Raw genomic sequence first — 17042 nt, 5'->3', positions numbered from 1 at the left:
GGGTATGGCGAAAGCCGGAACGTCGTACGACGTTCCGGCGTGCTCTTGCGTGTTTCTCAGGCGCCCGTGCTCACGTGCTTGTCGCGCTCACGGGGCCCGGGGGCCCGCGCTCACGGGGGCCCGGGGGCCCTCAGAACCGCCCGGCGCCCAGGTCCCGCGACACCGCGCGGGCGCAGTCGCGCACCGCCGCGATCAGCTCGGGGCGCAGCTCCCCGTCCCTGGCCAGCCGCTCCACGGCGCCCGTGACGCCGACCGCGCCGACCGGCATCCGCCGCCGGTCGTGGATGGGCGCGGCGATGGACGCGACGCCCTCCCAGGTCTCCTCCACGTCCGCCGCGTATCCGCGCGCGCGGGTCACGTCGAGGAGGTGCTCGAAGTCCTCCAGCTCGCACACCGTACGGTCCGTGAAGGCCTTGCGGTCGGCCTCCGTGACCTCGCTGTGCGCGACCGGGTCGTAGGCGGACAGGACCTTGCCCAGGGCCGTGGAGTGCAGCGGCTGCATGGCCCCGATCTCCAGGACCTGCCGGCTGTCGTCGGGCCGGAAGACGTGGTGCACGATCAGGACGCCCTGCTGGTGCAGCACCCCCAGATGGACGCTCTCCCCGCTGGAGCGGGCCAGGTCGTCCGTCCAGACGAGCGCACGCGCGCGTAGCTCGTGCACGTCGAGATAGGTGGTGCCCAGGCGCAGCAGCTCCGCGCCCAGCTGGTAGCGCCCGGACGGCTCGTCCTGCTCGACGAACCCCTCCAGCTGGAGGGTGCGCAGAATGCCGTGGGCGGTGCCCTTGGCCAGGCCCAGCGAGGACGCGATGTCCGACAGGCCCAGCCGCCGCTCGCCGCCCGCGAGCAGCCGCAGCATCGCGGCCGCCCGTTCGACCGACTGGATGTTCCGTGCCATCGCCGTCCTGCCTCCGTCCCCTTCGGCCGTCACCGACAGGCTGTCCACCGTCGTTCGGCAATGTCGAACACTACCGGTCCATGCCAACCTCTCGCCAATGGTCGGCCGACACCGATTACGTCTCTCGTCCCCCGGGAGGAATCCGGGAGTGATCCGCTGGTGACCCACCGGTGATCGGGCGACATGCTCGTCCGTCCCGTGGACGCCCTGACCATACGGCCCTCGACCCCGCTACCCTGACGGCGTGCGCACTCCTCGGGAAGCTGTTCCACCCGTGTTCCCGAGGCGACGCAAAGCCGACAGCCGTCGCATCCGAGGGAGCCCTTCCATGGCCTCTGTGCCGCCGACCCCTTCCGCCGACAGCCGGACCCGTGTGTCCGCGCTCCGAGAGGCCCTGGCCACCCGAGTGGTGGTGGCCGACGGAGCCATGGGCACCATGCTCCAGGCCCAGGACCCCACCCTTGAGGACTTCGAGAACCTCGAGGGCTGCAACGAGATTCTGAACGTCACCCGGCCCGACATCGTCCGCTCCGTGCACGAGGAGTACTTCGCCGCGGGCGTGGACTGCGTCGAGACCAACACCTTCGGCGCCAACTTCGCCGCGATGGCCGAGTACGACATCCCCGAGCGGGTCCACGAACTGTCCGAGGCCGGAGCCCGGATCGCCCGTGAGACCGCCGACGCCTTCACCGCCCGCGACGGGCGCGCCCGCTGGGTCCTGGGCTCCATCGGCCCCGGCACCAAGCTGCCCACCCTGGGCCATGTGGCCTACGGCACCCTGCGCGACGCCTACCAGCAGAACGCCGAGGGCCTCATCGCCGGCGGCGCCGACGCGCTGATCGTCGAGACCACCCAGGACCTGCTCCAGACCAAGTCCGCCGTGATCGGCGCCCACCGCGCCCGCCGAGCCGCCGGTCTGGACCTCCCGCTGATCGTCTCCGTGACCGTCGAGACCACCGGCACCATGCTGCTCGGCTCCGAGATCGGCGCCGCCCTGACGGCCCTGGAGCCGCTCGGCATCGACATGATCGGCATGAACTGCGCCACCGGCCCGGCCGAGATGAGCGAGCACCTGCGCTACCTGGCCCGCAACGCCCGCATCCCGCTGGCCTGTATGCCGAACGCGGGCCTGCCGGTGCTCGGCAAGGACGGCGCCTCCTACCCGCTGACCGCGCCGGAGCTGGCCGACGCCCAGGAGCACTTCGTCCGCGACTACGGCCTCTCCCTGATCGGCGGCTGCTGCGGCACCACGCCCGAGCACCTGCGCCAGGTCGTCGAGCGGGTCCGCGACCTCACCCCGGGCGAGCGCAGCCCGCGCCCCGAAGCGGGCGCCGCCTCCCTCTACCAGACGGTCCCCTTCCGCCAGGACACCTCGTACCTCGCGATCGGCGAGCGCACCAACGCCAACGGCTCCAAGAAGTTCCGCGAGGCCATGCTGGCCGGCCGCTGGGACGACTGCGTGGAGATGGCCCGCGACCAGATCCGCGAGGGCGCGCACCTGCTCGACCTCTGCGTGGACTACGTGGGCCGCGACGGCGTCGCCGACATGGAGGAACTCGCCGGCCGCTTCGCCACCGCCTCCACCCTGCCGATCGTCCTCGACTCCACCGAGGTGAACGTCATCCGGGCGGGCCTGGAGAAGCTCGGCGGCCGCGCGGTGATCAACTCCGTGAACTACGAGGACGGCGACGGCCCCGAGTCCCGCTTCGCCCAGGTCACCCGGCTGGCCCAGGAGCACGGCGCCGCCCTGATCGCCCTCACCATCGACGAGGAGGGCCAGGCCCGCACCCCCGAGAAGAAGGTCGAGATCGCCGAACGGCTGATCGACGACCTCACCGGGAACTGGGGCATCCGCGAGGAGGACATCCTCATCGACACCCTGACCTTCACCATCTGCACCGGTCAGGAGGAGTCCCGGGGCGACGGCGTCGCCACCATCGAGGCGATCCGCGAGCTCAAGCGCCGCCACCCCGACGTCCAGACCACCCTGGGCCTGTCCAACATCTCCTTCGGCCTCAACCCGGCCGCCCGCATCCTGCTGAACTCCGTCTTCCTCGACGAGTGCGTCAAGGCCGGCCTGGACTCCGCGATCGTCCACGCGTCGAAGATCCTTCCGATCGCCCGCTTCAGCGAGGAGGAGGTCCGGACCGCCCTCGACCTCATCCACGACCGGCGCTCCGCCCAGCAGGGGGACAAACCGGCCTACGACCCCCTCCAGAAGCTCATGCAGCTCTTCGAGGGCGCCACCGCCAAGTCCCTCAAGGCCGGCAAGGCCGAGGAACTGGCCGCCCTGCCCCTGGAGGAGCGCCTCAAGCGCCGCATCATCGACGGCGAGCGCAACGGCCTGGAGGCCGACCTCGACGAGGCCCTGAAGACCCGCCCGGCCCTGGACATCGTCAACGAGACCCTCCTGGACGGCATGAAGGTCGTCGGCGAACTGTTCGGCTCCGGCCAGATGCAGCTGCCGTTCGTCCTCCAGTCCGCCGAGGTCATGAAGACGGCCGTCGCCCACCTCGAACCGCACATGGAGAAGTCCGACGCCGAGGGCAAGGGCACCATCGTCTTGGCCACCGTGCGCGGCGACGTCCACGACATCGGCAAGAACCTTGTGGACATCATCCTGTCCAACAACGGCTACAACGTCGTCAACCTCGGCATCAAGCAGCCGGTCTCCGCGATCCTCGAAGCCGCCGAGGAGCACCGCGCCGACGTCATCGGCATGTCCGGGCTCCTGGTGAAGTCCACGGTGATCATGAAGGAGAACCTGGAGGAGCTCAATCAGCGCGGCCTGGCCGCCGACTTCCCGGTCATCCTCGGCGGCGCCGCCCTGACCAGGGCGTACGTCGAGCAGGACCTGTACGAGATCTACGAGGGCGAGGTCCGCTACGCCCGTGACGCCTTCGAGGGCCTGCGCCTCATGGACGCCCTCATCGGTGTCAAGCGGGGCGTGCCCGGTGTCAGCCTGCCCGAGCTGAAGCAGCGCCGGGTCCGGCCGAACACCGCCGCCGCGCCGGTCGAGGAGCACCCGGAGGAGGGCCACGTCCGCTCCGACGTCGCCGTCGACAACCCCGTCCCCGAGCCCCCGTTCTGGGGCACCCGCGTCATCAAGGGCATCCAGCTCAAGGAGTACGCCACCTGGCTGGACGAGGGCGCCCTGTTCAAGGGCCAGTGGGGCCTGAAGCAGGCCCGCACCGGCGACGGACCGACGTACGAGGAACTCGCCGAGACCGAGGGCCGGCCGCGGCTGCGCGGGCTGCTGGACAAGCTCCAGACCGAGAACCTCCTGGAAGCCGCCGTGGTCTACGGCTACTTCCCCTGCGTGTCCAAGGACGACGACCTGATCCTCCTGGACGAGCACGGCAACGAACGCACCCGCTTCACCTTCCCGCGCCAGCGCCGCGGCCGCCGGCTCTGCCTCGCGGACTTCTTCCGCCCGCAGGAGTCGGGGGAGACCGACGTCGTCGGCCTCCAGGTCGTCACCGTCGGCTCCCGCATCGGCGAGGAGACCGCGAAGCTCTTCGCCTCCGACTCCTACCGCGACTACCTCGAACTGCACGGGCTGTCCGTACAGCTGGCCGAGGCGCTCGCCGAGTACTGGCACGCGCGCGTGCGCTCGGAACTCGGCTTCGCCGGCGAGGACCCCGCCGGGATCGAGGACATGTTCGCCCTGAAGTACCGCGGCGCCCGCTTCTCCCTCGGCTACGGCGCCTGCCCCGACCTGGAGGACCGCGCCAAGATCGCCGAGCTGCTCCGGCCCGAGCGGATCGGCGTCCACCTGTCCGAGGAGTTCCAGCTGCACCCCGAGCAGTCCACGGACGCGATCGTCATCCATCACCCCGAGGCGAAGTACTTCAACGCACGGTGACCGCGAGGTGCGGCGCGTCCCGCCCCGCACACTGATCGGATAAGTCGTACACTGGTCGGTCCACTGCAGGCCGGTTCCCCAGCGGGAACCGGCCTGCTCGTCCCTCACAGGAGGTACGTGGATGACCAGTACGGTTCCCGCGTCAGCAACCCGCACGGCCGAGGGCTCGGCCCTCCAGGCCGTGCTCCTCGACATGGACGGCACCCTCGTCGACACCGAGGGCTTCTGGTGGGACGTCGAGGTGGAGATCTTCGCCGGTCTCGGCCACACCCTCGACGACTCCTGGCGCCATGTCGTGGTCGGCGGCCCGATGACCCGCAGCGCCGGGTTCCTGATCGAGGCCACCGGGGCCGACATCACCCTCGCCGAACTGTCCGTCCTGCTCAACGAGGGCTTCGAGGACCGCATCACCCGCGCCCTCCCCCTGATGCCGGGAGCCGCCCGGCTGCTCGCCGAACTGGCCGAGTACGAGGTGCCCACGGCCCTCGTCTCCGCCTCGCACCGGCGCATCATCGACCGCGTCCTCGCCTCGCTCGGCCCCCAGCACTTCGCCCTGACCGTGGCCGGGGACGAGGTCCTGCGCACCAAGCCGTTCCCCGACCCGTACCTGTTCGCGGCCGCCGGACTGGGCGTGGACCCGACCCGCTGCGCCGTCGTCGAGGACACGGCAACCGGCGTCGCCGCCGCGGAGGCAGCGGGCTGCCGGGTCGTCGCCGTGCCGTCCGTCGCCCCGATCCCGCCGGGCGTCCGGCGCACGGTGGTGCCCTCGCTCGAAGCGGTCGACCTGGCTTTTCTGCGCGGCCTCATGCCGCTCTGATGAGAGCGCCCGCGATCGTCGGTGAGCGGGACGATGACGGAAAAGAGATAGGGCGTTCACCCAGCGTGCACCACCGATAGCAAGGGAATTCGGCGGGTGTACGCGCGGGGGAATTCCGATCTTCGCGGGGAGTCGAATTCCGTACCGACCGTCCCTCTTGCATGTGTGACGTTCCCCACGTCGAAGGGGGTCGACAGGCGGCTCCCGATGTGCAGGACCCCTGCATTCCGGGTGTGCCGTCGTGCCTTTGTGTCCCGATTGATGGACAGCTGCACGAATCCTTCCGCGGACGTTTTTTCCGTGCGTTCGCGCCCGGTTCCGCTGCGTGATGGGCATTCAACTCCGGTGGCTGCGAGCCCCTGTGCCGGTCCGGACTAATCTCGTCGCGAGAACATCGCCCCTTACCCCGTGATCCGTCGCGACACCCCTGCTTGGCGGCTACACGGACTCGACAGCTCTGGAGAAACTCGAGCATGAACCGCAAGACTTTGGTGCTGCCGGCCGTGGTGGGTCTGCTCGCGCCCGTACTCGCCGCCTGCGGCGGGGCCGACAGCGGGAGCGGCGGCGGCGACGCCATCGTCGTGGGCACCACCGACCGGTTCACCGCCACCAAGGACGCCCCGGCCCCGCTCGACCCCGCCTACGCCTACGACGTCGGCACCTGGAACATCCTGCGCCAGACCGTGCAGACCCTGATGATCCAGCCCAAGGGCGAGGGCGAGCCCGTCCCCGAGGCGGCCGAGTCCTGCGGCTTCACGGACAGCGGCAGCGAGCGCTACGCCTGCAAGCTCCGCAGCGACCTGAAGTTCTCCAACGGCGACGCGATCACCGCCGAGGACGTCAAGTTCTCCATCGACCGCGCCCGCGCCATCAAGGCCGACTCCGGCGTCTTCGCCCTTCTCTCCACGGTCGACACCGTCGAGACGAAGGGTGACAACGAAGTCATCTTCCATCTGAAGACCGCCGACGCCACCTTCCCCTTCAAGCTGTCGACCCCGGTCGCCGGCATCGTCAACCCCGACGACTACGAGAAGGGCAAGCTGCGCGAGGGCTTCTCGGTCGACGGCTCGGGCCCCTACACGCTCAAGGCCGAGACCGACGGCGACGAGATGACCAAGGCCGTGTTCACCAAGAACCCCCACTACAAGGGGACGCTCACGGTGAACAACGACAAGGTCGACATGGTGTCCTACGAGGACGCCGACGACATGGGCACCGCCCTCGACAAGGGCGACATCGACCTGATGACCCGTTCCATGTCGCCGGAGCAGATCCAGAAGCTCTCCGAGTCCGCCGCCGACAGCGACATCGACCTGGTGGAGATCGGCGGCCTCGAGATCCGCTACCTCGCCTTCAACACCGACGCCCCCGAGGTCAAGACGAAGGCCGTGCGCCAGGCGATGGCCCAGGTCGTCGACCGCGACCACCTGGTCTCCGAGGTCTACGGCTCCCAGGCCGAGTCGCTGTACTCGCTGGTCCCCGCCTCCATCACGGGCCACTCCAACTCGTTCTTCAACAAGTACGGCGAGCCGAGCGTCACCAAGGCCAAGGACCTGCTGGCCAAGGCGAACATCAGCACCCCGGTCAAGCTGACGCTGAACTACACGACCGACCACTACGGTCCGGCCACCAAGCAGGAGTTCGAGCTGCTGAAGGAGCAGCTGAACGACAGCGGCCTGTTCGACGTCACCGTCAAGGGCGCCGCGTGGGACACCTTCGTCCCGGCCGAGCGCAAGGGCGAGTACGAGGTCTGGGGCATGGGCTGGTTCCCCGACTTCCCGGACGCCGACAACTACGTGGCGCCGTTCCTCGACAAGGACAACTTCCTCAAGTCCCCGTACACCAACAGCGACATCATCAACGACCTGATCCCGCAGTCCCGTCGTGAGGCCGACCGCCTCAGCGCCGGCAAGAGCCTGACGGAGATCCAGGACATCGTCGCCGAGGACGTGCCGCTGCTGCCGCTGTGGCAGGGCAAGCAGTACGTCGCCGCCAACACCGACATCACGGGTACGGCGTACGTGCTGAACTCCTCCGCGACCCTCCAGCTGTGGGAGCTCGGCCGAGGTGTGAGCAACTGATTCGGCTCTGTCGTCGGGTGATACGTTTTTCACGGCCGGGGCCCGGGACGGCGGCCCCGGTGTGACGGGACCCGACGACAAGGTATTTCGTGAACATGCGTAACCAGTGGCCAGTCCTGCCCATCATGGCGGGACTGGCCTCCGGTCTGTTGACCGGCTGCGGCACCCAGACCGGGGGCTCGGGCGGCGACGGATCCGCCGTGGTGCTGGGGATGTCGGACGACGTCCTCGCCACGGACCCGGCCTCCGGCTACGACCCCGGATCCTGGATGTTGTTCAACAACGTCTTCCAGTCGCTGCTGAGCTTCCCCAAGGGCGGCACCGAACCCGAGCCCGACGCGGCCGAGAAGTGCGCCTTCACGGACACCGAGACCAAGGTCTACCGGTGCACGCTCAAGGACGGACTGAAGTTCAGCAACGGTGACCCGCTCACCTCGAAGGACGTCAAGTTCTCCTTCGACCGCATGCTGAAGATCGACGACGACTCCGGCCCCGCGATCATGTTCCCCATGCTGGACAAGGTCGAGACGCCGGACGACAGCACCGTCGTCTTCCGGCTCAAGGTCCCGGACGCCACCTTCCCCAGCAAGATAGCCTCCGGCGCCGGATCCATCGTCGACCACGACGAGTACGACGCCGACGGCCTGCGCGAGGACGGCGGCGCCGTCGGCTCCGGCCCCTACGAGCTGGAGTCCTTCGGCGACGACGAGGCCGTGTTCACCCCCAACGAGCACTACAAGGGCTCCGCCGGCGAGGTCCAGAACAAGGGCGTCACGCTGAAGTTCTTCGGCGGCGACCAGAAGGCCCTCAAGCAGGCCCTCCTCGACAACGAGGTCGACATCGCCTACCGCGGCCTCACCGCCGCCGACATCTCCGACATCGGGACGAGCACCGACGACTCGGGCGTCGAGGTCGTCGAGGGCAGCAGCGCCGAGGTCCAGCACCTGGTCTTCAACATGGACGACCCCGTCGCCGGAAAGCTCGGCGTCCGCCAGGCCATCGCCTACCTGATCGACCGCGAGGCCCTCATCAAGGACGTCTACCAGGGCACCGCCGACCCGCTCTACTCGATCATCCCGGCCGGCGTCGCGGGCCACAACACCGCCTACTTCGACCGCTACGGCGCCCGTCCCTCCCAGGCCAAGGCCGCCGCCGCGCTCGAGGACGAGGGCATCACCGGCAAGGTCGACCTCACCCTCTGGTCCACCCCGTCCCGCTACGGCCCCGCCACCGACCAGGAGCTGAAGGCCATCGCGGAGCAGCTCAACGACAGCGGCCTGTTCGACGCCAAGGTCGAGTCCGTCGCCTTCGGCCAGTACGAGAAGGACATCGCCGACGGCAAGTACGGCGTGTACGTGAAGGGCTGGGTGCCGGACTTCCCCGACGCCGACAACTTCACCGCGCCCTTCTTCGGCAAGGGCAACGTACTGGACAACAACTACGCCAACAGCAAGATCACCGGCACGCTCATCCCGCGCACCGCGGCCCGCAGCGACCGCTCCGCCACCGACGCGGACTACGCCGCGCTCCAGGACGTCGTCGCCCGGGACCTGCCCCTGCTGCCCATCTGGCAGGCCAAGCAGTACGCGGTCGTCGGCGAGAACGTCTACGGCCTGGAGAACTGCCTGGACGCGTCGACGGTGTTCCGCTTCTGGGAACTCAGCAAGGGCTGACACCGCCGCCCGGCCTCCCGGTGAGGCCGGGCCCCGGACGCCGAAGGGCGCCCCCTTCCCGAGAAGGGGGCGCCCTTTCGTCATGGCCGGCCACCACGCGCCGGAGCGGCTCGCGTCACTGCGCGCCGGGGCGCACCAGACCGCTCTCGTACGCGTACACCGCGGCCTGCACCCGGTCGCGCAGCCCCAGCTTGTTCAGCACATGCCCGACGTGCGTCTTGACGGTGGTCTCGCTGACGAACAGATCGGCGGCGATCTCGGCGTTCGACAACCCGCGCGCCACCAGCTTCAGCACCTCCACCTCACGGTCGGTGAGCGTGTGCAGGGTGTCCGGCACCGGCTCGTCGCCCGACGGCAGATGCGTGGCGTACTTGTCCAGCAGCCGGCGCGTGATGCTCGGCGCCAGCATGGCCTCGCCGGACGCCACCACCCGGATCGCCTGCACCAGTTCGTTCGCCGGCGCGTCCTTCAGCAGGAAACCGCTCGCCCCGGCCCGCAGCGCCTCCACCACGTACTCGTCGAGATCGAAGGTGGTCAGCACCAGCACCTTCGCCGGCCCGTCCCGACCCGGTCCGGAGATCTGCCGGGTCGCCTCGACCCCGTCCATCCGGGGCATCCGGATGTCCATGAGCACGACATCGGGCTGTAGCGCCCGCACCTGGTCGAGGGCCTGAAGGCCGTCTCCGGCCTCGCCGACGACCGCGATGTCCTGCTCGGCCTCCAGGATCATGCGGAAGCCTGTGCGCAACAGCGGCTGGTCGTCGACGAGTAGGACGCGGATGGCCACGTAAGTCTCCTTCGCTAGTCCGGCCCCATTCTGCCCTGCGCACCGGCTTCCGACTCGGCCGCCCTCACCGTCAGCGGATACGGCGGGGGAGTACCGCCGAACTCCGGACAGTGCGCCTGATGATCACACCAGCCGCACAGCTTGGTGGGCCGCGGCCGCCACTCACCGGTCTCCGTCGCCGTCCGGATCGCGTCCCACAGCGCGAGCAGCTTGCGCTCGACCCGCTCGAGATCGGCCGGGACGGGGTCGTACGTCAGGACGTCACCGCTGCCGAGGTAGACGAGCTGGAGGCGGCGCGGGATCACCTGCTTCAGCCGCCACACCACCAGGGCGTAGAACTTCATCTGGAACAGCGCGCCGTCGGCGTACTCCGCCCTGGGGGCCTTGCCCGTCTTGTAGTCGACGATCCGCACCTCACCGGTGGGCGCCACGTCGACCCGGTCGATGATCCCGCGCAGCCGCAGCCCCGACTCCAGCTCGGTCTCCACGAACAGCTCCCGCTCGGCGGGCTCCAGCCGCGTCGGGTCCTCCAGCGTGAACCAGCGCTCGACCAGCTGCTCCGCCTCCGACAGCCAGCCCGCCAGCCGCTCGCCCTCCGGGTCGTCGGCGAACAGCTCCAGCACCTCCGGCCGCGACTCCCGCAGCCGGTCCCACTGGCCGGGGATCAGCGACTTGGCCCGGGGCGCGGTGCGCTCGGCGGCCGGGGCGTCGAAGAGGCGCTCCAGGACCGCGTGCACGAGCGTGCCCTTGGTCGCCGCGGGGCTCGGCTTCTCCGGCAGCCGGTCGATGACCCGGAACCGGTACAGCAGCGGGCACTGCATGAAGTCACCGGCCCGCGAGGGCGAGAGGGACGTGGGCGCTATGGCGACGACGGGCTTCGCCGCCCCCGGCACGGCCGCCTCCTGCGTGACGGCCTCCTGCGCGGCGACCCCCTCTGTGACGGCCTCCCGCGCGACGGCCTCCCGCGCGACCGCGGGCGCGTCGGCCTGCCCGGGCACCTGCCCCGGTACCTCTTCCGCCACGACACCACCCTCGTCGCCCGGCCGGGCGACGCCCTCGCTGCTGCTCTCCATGCCCCCGACCATACGGCCCGCCACTGACAGTGACCCACCTCCGGCCGGGAGTGGGCACGACGGCCGGGGAAACACAGGGGGTGCCGGGGCGGAACGTGCCTCGACGGACGCATACCATCGGTCACAGACCCTTCCGCCCGGCAGGAGCGGGAGACGCTTCGAACGAGGGGACATCGTGGTGGAAAGCGGCGGGAGCGGGCGGCCGCGGCCCGACAGCGAAGAGTCGGCCGAGCACCCCGCGACACCGGCACCCCGGGCCACCCCCGACCCCCAGCCCGCCGACGAGCACGCCCCGGCCGGGGCGCCGGACGACGCCGGGGCATCCCCGGACCGGCACCCCGACCTCGACGAGCCCACGCCCCCGGCGCAGGCCCCGGCCCCGCACGCCCCCACCCCCTCGGCCGGGACACCGTCCACGCCCCCGCACCCCACCACCCCCGCCGGCGGCGACCACACCCGAGCCCACGCCGACACCCACGGCGACCGCGGCCCCGGCTCAGGCCCCGGCACCGGCACCGGCTTCGACGAGAACGCCCCCTCCCTCGCCAAGGGCCGTCCGCCCCGCCGCCCCCCGGAGTCGCCGCGCGGCGGTCTGCTCATGGGACGCCCCTTCGGAGTGCCTGTCTACGTGGCGCCCAGCTGGTTCCTCGTCGCCGCGCTCATCACCTGGGTCTTCGGCGGACAGCTGGACCGGGTACTGCCCGACCTGGGATTCGCCCGCTATCTCGTCGCCCTGTTCTTCGCGGTCGCCTTCTACGCCTCCGTCCTCATCCACGAACTGGCCCACACCATCGCGGCCCTCCGCTTCAAACTCCCGGTCCGCCGCATCCAGCTCCAGTTCTTCGGCGGCGTCTCCGAGATCGAGAAGGAGGCCGAGACCCCGGGCCGCGAGTTCTGGCTGGCCTTCGTCGGCCCGCTGCTCTCCCTCGTCCTCGCCGGCGTCTTCTACGTCGCGATGCAGCCCGTGGAGCCCGGCACCGTCCCCGGCGTCCTGCTGGCCGGCCTGATGATCTCCAACCTCATCGTGGCCGTCTTCAACCTCCTGCCCGGCCTCCCCCTCGACGGCGGCCGCATGCTCCGCGCCGTCGTCTGGAAGATCACCGGCAGGCCCATGAGCGGCACCATCGCCGCCGCCTGGGTCGGCCGCGCCCTCGCCGTCTCCGTCCTCATCGGCCTGCCCCTCCTCACCCAGTCCGGCGCGCTCGGCTCCAGCGCCGAGGACAGCGTCGGCATGGACACCGTCACCGACGCCCTGCTCGCCGCCATCCTCGCCGCGATCATCTGGACCGGCGCCGGCAACAGCCTGCGCATGGCCCGCCTGCGCGAACACCTCCCCGACCTGCGCGCCCGCACCCTGACCCGCCGCGCCGTGCCCGTCGAGACAGACACCCCCCTCTCCGAGGCCCTGCGCCGCGCCAACGACGCCGGAGCCCGCGCCCTCGTCGTCGTCGACGCCCACGGCGAGCCCCTCTCCCTGGTCCGCGAGGCCGCCATCGTCGGCGTACCCGAGCACCGCCGCCCCTGGGTCGCCGTCAGCGGCCTGGCCCAGGACCTCACCGACGGCATGCGCGTCTCCGCCGAACTCGCCGGCGAGGACCTCCTCGACGTCCTGCGCGCCACCCCCGCCACCGAGTACCTGGTGGTCGAGGAGACCGGCGAGATCTACGGCGTCCTCTCCGCGGCCGACGTCGAACGCGCCTTCGTCAAGGCCATGGCCCGCCCCAACTGACAGCGGTGGTCGGCGGCCCCGCCAAACGCCGGTAGGCTGTTCACATGTCCGAACCGACCGGTGCCGCCCGCAGGCGCGGGCCCTTCAAGGTCGGGGACCAGGTTCAGCTGACCGACCCCAAGGGCCGCCACTACACGTTCACGCTCGAGGCCGGGAAGAACTTCCACACCCACAAGGGTTCCTTCCCCCACGACGAGCTGATCGGCGCTCCCGAGGGCAGCGTTGTCCGCACCACCGGGAACGTCGCCTACCTCGCGCTGCGCCCCCTGCTCCCCGACTACGTCCTTTCCATGCCCCGCGGGGCAGCCGTCGTCTACCCGAAGGACGCGGGGCAGATCCTCGCCTTCGCCGACATCTTCCCCGGCGCACGCGTCGTCGAAGCCGGCGTCGGCTCCGGCTCCCTCAGCAGCTTCCTGCTGCGCGCCATCGGCGACCAGGGCATGCTGCACTCCTACGAGCGCCGCGAGGACTTCGCCGAGATCGCCCAGCAGAACGTGGAGCGCTACTTCGGCGGCCCGCACCCCGCCTGGCAGCTCACCGTCGGCGACCTCCAGGACAACCTGAGCGACACCGACGTCGACCGCGTCATCCTCGACATGCTCGCCCCCTGGGAATGCCTGGAGGCCGTCTCCAAGGCGCTCGTGCCCGGCGGCATCCTGTGCTGCTACGTGGCCACCACCACCCAGCTCGCCCGCACCGTCGAGTCCATCCGCGAGATCGGCTCCTTCAACGAGCCGACCTCCTGGGAATCGATGATCCGCAACTGGCACGTGGAGGGCCTGGCCGTCCGCCCGGACCACCGGATGATCGGCCACACCGGCTTCCTGCTCACCGCCCGTCGCCTCGCCGACGGCGTCGAGCCGCCCATGCGCCGCCGCCGCCCCGCCAAGGGCGCCTACGGCGAGGACTACACCGGCCCCAACGCCGACGGCGGCAGCGGCCGCTGACCGCGGCCCGTCCCCACTCCAACGACAGGGCGCCGTGCCCGAGTTCCCGTGATCATCTCCGGAACTCGGCCACGGCGCCCTGTCGTTGCACGTCCGGGCCGTGCGGCGTCCGATATCCCGTACCCCGCCGTTCCGTCCCCCTGTGACGTATGGCACGATGCTGGCCACCCCCCGCCCCCACCGGCACAGCCACCCCGGGAGACGCTCCTAGTGCAGCAATCCGCCGTACCGGAACTGGCCCACACCCACACCCGGCCGATCCACTGGGTCGCCACCGCCACCGCCGTGGCGGGTGTCGTGGTCCTCTCCTCGCTCCTCCAGCCCCGACCGGCCACCGCCGCCCAGCCCGCCACCCCGGGGGCCCCGCCGGCGACCACCACCGCCCCCGCCACCACCGGCGTCGACTTCCCCCTCGAATGCGGACCGGTCGACGAGCTCGTGATGCGCCGCGCGAGCGGCGACCTGGACGGCGACGGCAGGCCCGAGACGGTCGCCGTGGTCCACTGCGACGCCCCCATGGGCACCCCGCCCGACGGTGTGTACGTGCTCACACAGAGTGCCGACAGCAGCCACGCGCGCGTGGTCGCCACCCTCCTGGACCCGAAGGACCGCACCACGGTCACGAGTCTCTCCGTCACCGACGGAGCCGTGCTCGCGACCTACCTCGGCTACTCGTCGTCGGACGTGCCCAGTTGCTGCCCCGACGTCAAGGACAGCGCCAAGTGGCAGTGGAAGGACAACATGTTCGTCCGCTCGACACCCGCCGGTGCCCACAGCGTCTGAATCAGGCCATGGTCGGTTGTGAGAAATCAGACAACCATGACAGGGCGTACCGGTCCGCTCACTCCGCGTCCGGGCCGTACACCTCGACCCTGTCCGAAACGCGACGTACATGGATGCAGTCGCCCGGACACTCCCGGGCCGAGTCCACCACATCCATCAACAGCGGCAACGGCACCGGCACCGTTGCCCCCTTGTCCTGAAGCAGCTCGTCCTCGGGGCTCTTCACGTACGCCAGCCCGTCGATGTCCAGCTCGAACACCTCCGGCGCGTACTGGGCACAGATGCCGTCGCCGGTACAGAGATCCTGGTCGATCCAGACCTCCAGCGCCTCGCCGCCGACTTCGGCCTCCTGCTGCACGCTCATGTCTCCTGCCGTTTAGTGCCGAGCCGCACGGGAACGATGCAGGCTCTGACGGGTGTTGAACACTTCGACCCTACCCTCGGCCGCTTTCCAATCATGTTCGGTGGGTATTCCCCTGGCGTGAGGGAGAGCGCAAGGGTGAAGATCGGACACACCTCGACAGTCTTTGTGATCTAGGGGTTTCAATCGACACCCACCCAGGTAGGGTCTGGAAGCGTCCAGCTCCCCTTGGAGGAGGTGAGGACCGTGGCAGCCCACGACGACGACATGAACCGCGGCATCCGCCCGGGACGAGGGTCCGACGACCCGGCCGGGCAGATCGCTTACCTTGAGCAGGAGATCGCCGTCCTGCGACGCAAGCTCGCCGACTCTCCGCGGCACACGAGGATTCTCGAAGAGCGGATCGTCGAGCTGCAGACCAACCTGGCCGGCGTGTCCGCCCAGAACGAGCGACTCGCGAACACGCTCCGTGAGGCCCGCGACCAGATCGTGGCCCTCAAGGAAGAAGTCGACCGGCTCGCGCAGCCGCCGGCCGGCTTCGGAGTGTTCCTCGTGGCGAACGAGGACGGAACGGCCGACATCTTCACCGGGGGCCGCAAGCTCCGGGTGAACGTCAGCCCCAGCGTCGAGCTCGACGAGCTCCGGCGCGGCCAGGAAGTGATGCTCAACGAAGCGCTCAACGTGGTCGAGGCCATGGAGTACGAGCGGGTCGGGGACATCGTCACCCTCAAGGAGATCCTCGAGGACGGCGAGCGCGCCCTGGTCATCGGGCACACCGACGAGGAACGGGTGGTCAGGCTCGCCGAGCCGCTGCTGGACATCACCATCCGCCCCGGCGACGCCCTCCTGCTCGAACCCCGCTCCGGCTACGTCTACGAGATCGTGCCCAAGAGCGAGGTCGAGGAACTCGTCCTCGAAGAGGTCCCGGACATCGGCTACGAGCAGATCGGCGGCCTCGGCGGCCAGATCGAGGCCATCCGCGACGCGGTCGAGCTCCCCTACCTCTACCCCGACCTGTTCAAGGAGCACGAACTGCGGCCGCCCAAGGGCGTCCTGCTCTACGGGCCCCCCGGATGCGGAAAGACGCTCATCGCCAAGGCCGTCGCCAACTCGCTGGCCAAAAAGGTCGCCGAAGTGACCGGAGTGGCCGCCGGCAAGAGCTTCTTCCTCAACATCAAGGGCCCCGAGCTCCTCAACAAGTACGTCGGCGAGACCGAGCGGCAGATCCGCCTCGTCTTCCAGCGAGCCCGCGAGAAGGCCAGCGAGGGCACCCCCGTCATCGTCTTCTTCGACGAGATGGAGTCGCTCTTCCGTACCCGAGGCTCCGGCGTCAGCTCGGACGTGGAGAACACCATCGTCCCGCAGCTGCTCGCCGAGATCGACGGCGTGGAAGGCCTCCAGAACGTGGTCGTCATCGGTGCCTCCAACCGCGAGGACATGATCGACCCGGCCATCCTCCGCCCCGGCCGCCTCGATGTGAAGATCAAGATCGAGCGCCCGGACGCCGAGGCCGCCAAGGACATCTTCGGCAAGTACCTCACCGAACGTCTCCCCCTGCACTCCGACGACCTCGGAGAGCACGGCGACGACCGGACCACCACCGTCCAGAGCATGATCCAGACGGCCGTGGAACACATGTACACCGAATCCGAGGAAAACCGCTTCCTGGAAGTCACCTACGCCAACGGCGACAAGGAAGTCCTCTACTTCAAGGACTTCAACTCCGGCGCCATGATCGAGAACATCGTCGGCCGCGCCAAGAAAATGGCGATCAAGGACTTCCTCGAGAAGAGCCAGAAGGGCCTGCGCGTCTCCCACCTCCTCCAGGCATGCGTGGACGAGTTCAAGGAGAACGAGGACCTGCCCAACACCACCAACCCCGACGACTGGGCCCGCATCTCCGGAAAGAAGGGCGAACGGATCGTGTACATCCGTACCCTGATCACCGGAAAGCAGGGCGCGGACACCGGACGCTCCATCGACACGGTGGCCAACACCGGACAGTACCTGTAAAAGCATGGGCGGCTGCGG

12 protein-coding genes are annotated in these 17042 nt (G+C 69.8%); 8 read left to right on the top strand and 4 right to left on the bottom strand.

Annotated features, from left to right (window positions below; translation table 11 throughout):
- Positions 1-130: 130 nt before the first annotated feature.
- On the bottom strand, positions 131-895 hold the full coding sequence (locus IE275_RS12965) for an IclR family transcriptional regulator (RefSeq protein WP_189711052.1): 765 nt from the start codon (positions 893-895) through the stop codon (positions 131-133).
- 328 nt (positions 896-1223) lie between these two features.
- On the opposite strand from IE275_RS12965, the gene metH reads away from it, so the two are divergent.
- The 4 genes from metH (at position 1224) to IE275_RS12945 (ending at position 9331) form a co-directional block, all read left to right on the top strand.
- A complete protein-coding gene (metH, locus tag IE275_RS12960) occupies positions 1224-4760 on the top strand; it encodes a methionine synthase (protein WP_189711050.1) in 3537 nt (1178 codons plus the stop codon).
- A 121-nt stretch (positions 4761-4881) separates the two neighbouring features.
- A complete protein-coding gene (locus tag IE275_RS12955) occupies positions 4882-5577 on the top strand; it encodes an HAD family hydrolase (protein ID WP_189711048.1) in 696 nt (231 codons plus the stop codon).
- A gap of 473 nt (positions 5578-6050) precedes the next feature.
- Entirely contained in the window at positions 6051-7658 is a 1608-nt protein-coding gene (locus IE275_RS12950; RefSeq protein ID WP_189711046.1) for an ABC transporter substrate-binding protein, read from the top strand.
- Between the two features lie 89 nt (positions 7659-7747).
- On the top strand, positions 7748-9331 hold the full coding sequence (locus IE275_RS12945) for an ABC transporter substrate-binding protein (protein ID WP_189711044.1): 1584 nt from the start codon (positions 7748-7750) through the stop codon (positions 9329-9331).
- A gap of 115 nt (positions 9332-9446) precedes the next feature.
- On the opposite strand, the gene IE275_RS12940 is transcribed toward IE275_RS12945, so the two are convergent.
- Both IE275_RS12940 and IE275_RS12935 read right to left on the bottom strand, forming a co-directional pair.
- The gene (locus IE275_RS12940; protein WP_189711042.1) at positions 9447-10118 is read right to left on the bottom strand and encodes a response regulator; all 672 of its coding nucleotides are present in this window, start codon (positions 10116-10118) and stop codon (positions 9447-9449) included.
- A gap of 14 nt (positions 10119-10132) precedes the next feature.
- On the bottom strand, positions 10133-11191 hold the full coding sequence (locus IE275_RS12935) for a RecB family exonuclease (protein ID WP_229870214.1): 1059 nt from the start codon (positions 11189-11191) through the stop codon (positions 10133-10135).
- Positions 11192-11366: 175 nt separating this feature from the next.
- Between IE275_RS12935 and IE275_RS12930 the strand changes: the two genes are divergently transcribed.
- The 3 genes from IE275_RS12930 (at position 11367) to IE275_RS12920 (ending at position 14650) form a co-directional block, all read left to right on the top strand.
- The gene (locus IE275_RS12930; RefSeq protein ID WP_189711040.1) at positions 11367-12920 is read left to right on the top strand and encodes a site-2 protease family protein; all 1554 of its coding nucleotides are present in this window, start codon (positions 11367-11369) and stop codon (positions 12918-12920) included.
- Positions 12921-12964: 44 nt separating this feature from the next.
- Positions 12965-13867: a tRNA (adenine-N1)-methyltransferase gene (locus IE275_RS12925; protein WP_046261810.1), complete on the top strand. Its 903-nt coding sequence runs from the start codon at positions 12965-12967 to the stop codon at positions 13865-13867.
- Positions 13868-14077: 210 nt separating this feature from the next.
- Complete coding sequence (locus tag IE275_RS12920) at positions 14078-14650, top strand: hypothetical protein (protein WP_189711038.1); 573 nt, start codon at positions 14078-14080, stop codon at positions 14648-14650.
- Positions 14651-14708: 58 nt separating this feature from the next.
- On the opposite strand, the gene IE275_RS12915 is transcribed toward IE275_RS12920, so the two are convergent.
- Positions 14709-15014, bottom strand: coding sequence for a ferredoxin (locus IE275_RS12915; RefSeq protein ID WP_189711036.1), 306 nt, complete (start codon positions 15012-15014; stop codon positions 14709-14711).
- Positions 15015-15257: 243 nt separating this feature from the next.
- Between IE275_RS12915 and arc the strand changes: the two genes are divergently transcribed.
- Complete coding sequence (gene arc, locus IE275_RS12910) at positions 15258-17024, top strand: proteasome ATPase (RefSeq protein ID WP_189711034.1); 1767 nt, start codon at positions 15258-15260, stop codon at positions 17022-17024.
- The last annotated feature ends 18 nt before the right edge of the window (positions 17025-17042 follow it).

This window comes from Streptomyces phaeofaciens (assembly GCF_014648915.1).
Taxonomy (GTDB): domain Bacteria; phylum Actinomycetota; class Actinomycetes; order Streptomycetales; family Streptomycetaceae; genus Streptomyces; species Streptomyces phaeofaciens.
Note: the sequence above shows the minus strand (reverse complement) of the source record. Positions and strands in the feature narration are given on the sequence as shown.

What these genes read in the sequence shown, in the direction of transcription:
- IE275_RS12965 (WP_189711052.1), bottom strand. Translation starts at nt 895, where the DNA reads ATGGCACGGAACATCCAGTCGGTCGAACGGGCGGCCGCGATGCTGCGG.
- IE275_RS12950 (WP_189711046.1), top strand. Translation starts at nt 6,051, where the DNA reads ATGAACCGCAAGACTTTGGTGCTGCCGGCCGTGGTGGGTCTGCTCGCG.
- IE275_RS12925 (WP_046261810.1), top strand. Translation starts at nt 12,965, where the DNA reads ATGTCCGAACCGACCGGTGCCGCCCGCAGGCGCGGGCCCTTCAAGGTC.
- IE275_RS12955 (WP_189711048.1), top strand. Translation starts at nt 4,882, where the DNA reads ATGACCAGTACGGTTCCCGCGTCAGCAACCCGCACGGCCGAGGGCTCG.
- IE275_RS12935 (WP_229870214.1), bottom strand. Translation starts at nt 11,191, where the DNA reads ATGGAGAGCAGCAGCGAGGGCGTCGCCCGGCCGGGCGACGAGGGTGGT.
- IE275_RS12915 (WP_189711036.1), bottom strand. Translation starts at nt 15,014, where the DNA reads ATGAGCGTGCAGCAGGAGGCCGAAGTCGGCGGCGAGGCGCTGGAGGTC.
- metH (WP_189711050.1), top strand. Translation starts at nt 1,224, where the DNA reads ATGGCCTCTGTGCCGCCGACCCCTTCCGCCGACAGCCGGACCCGTGTG.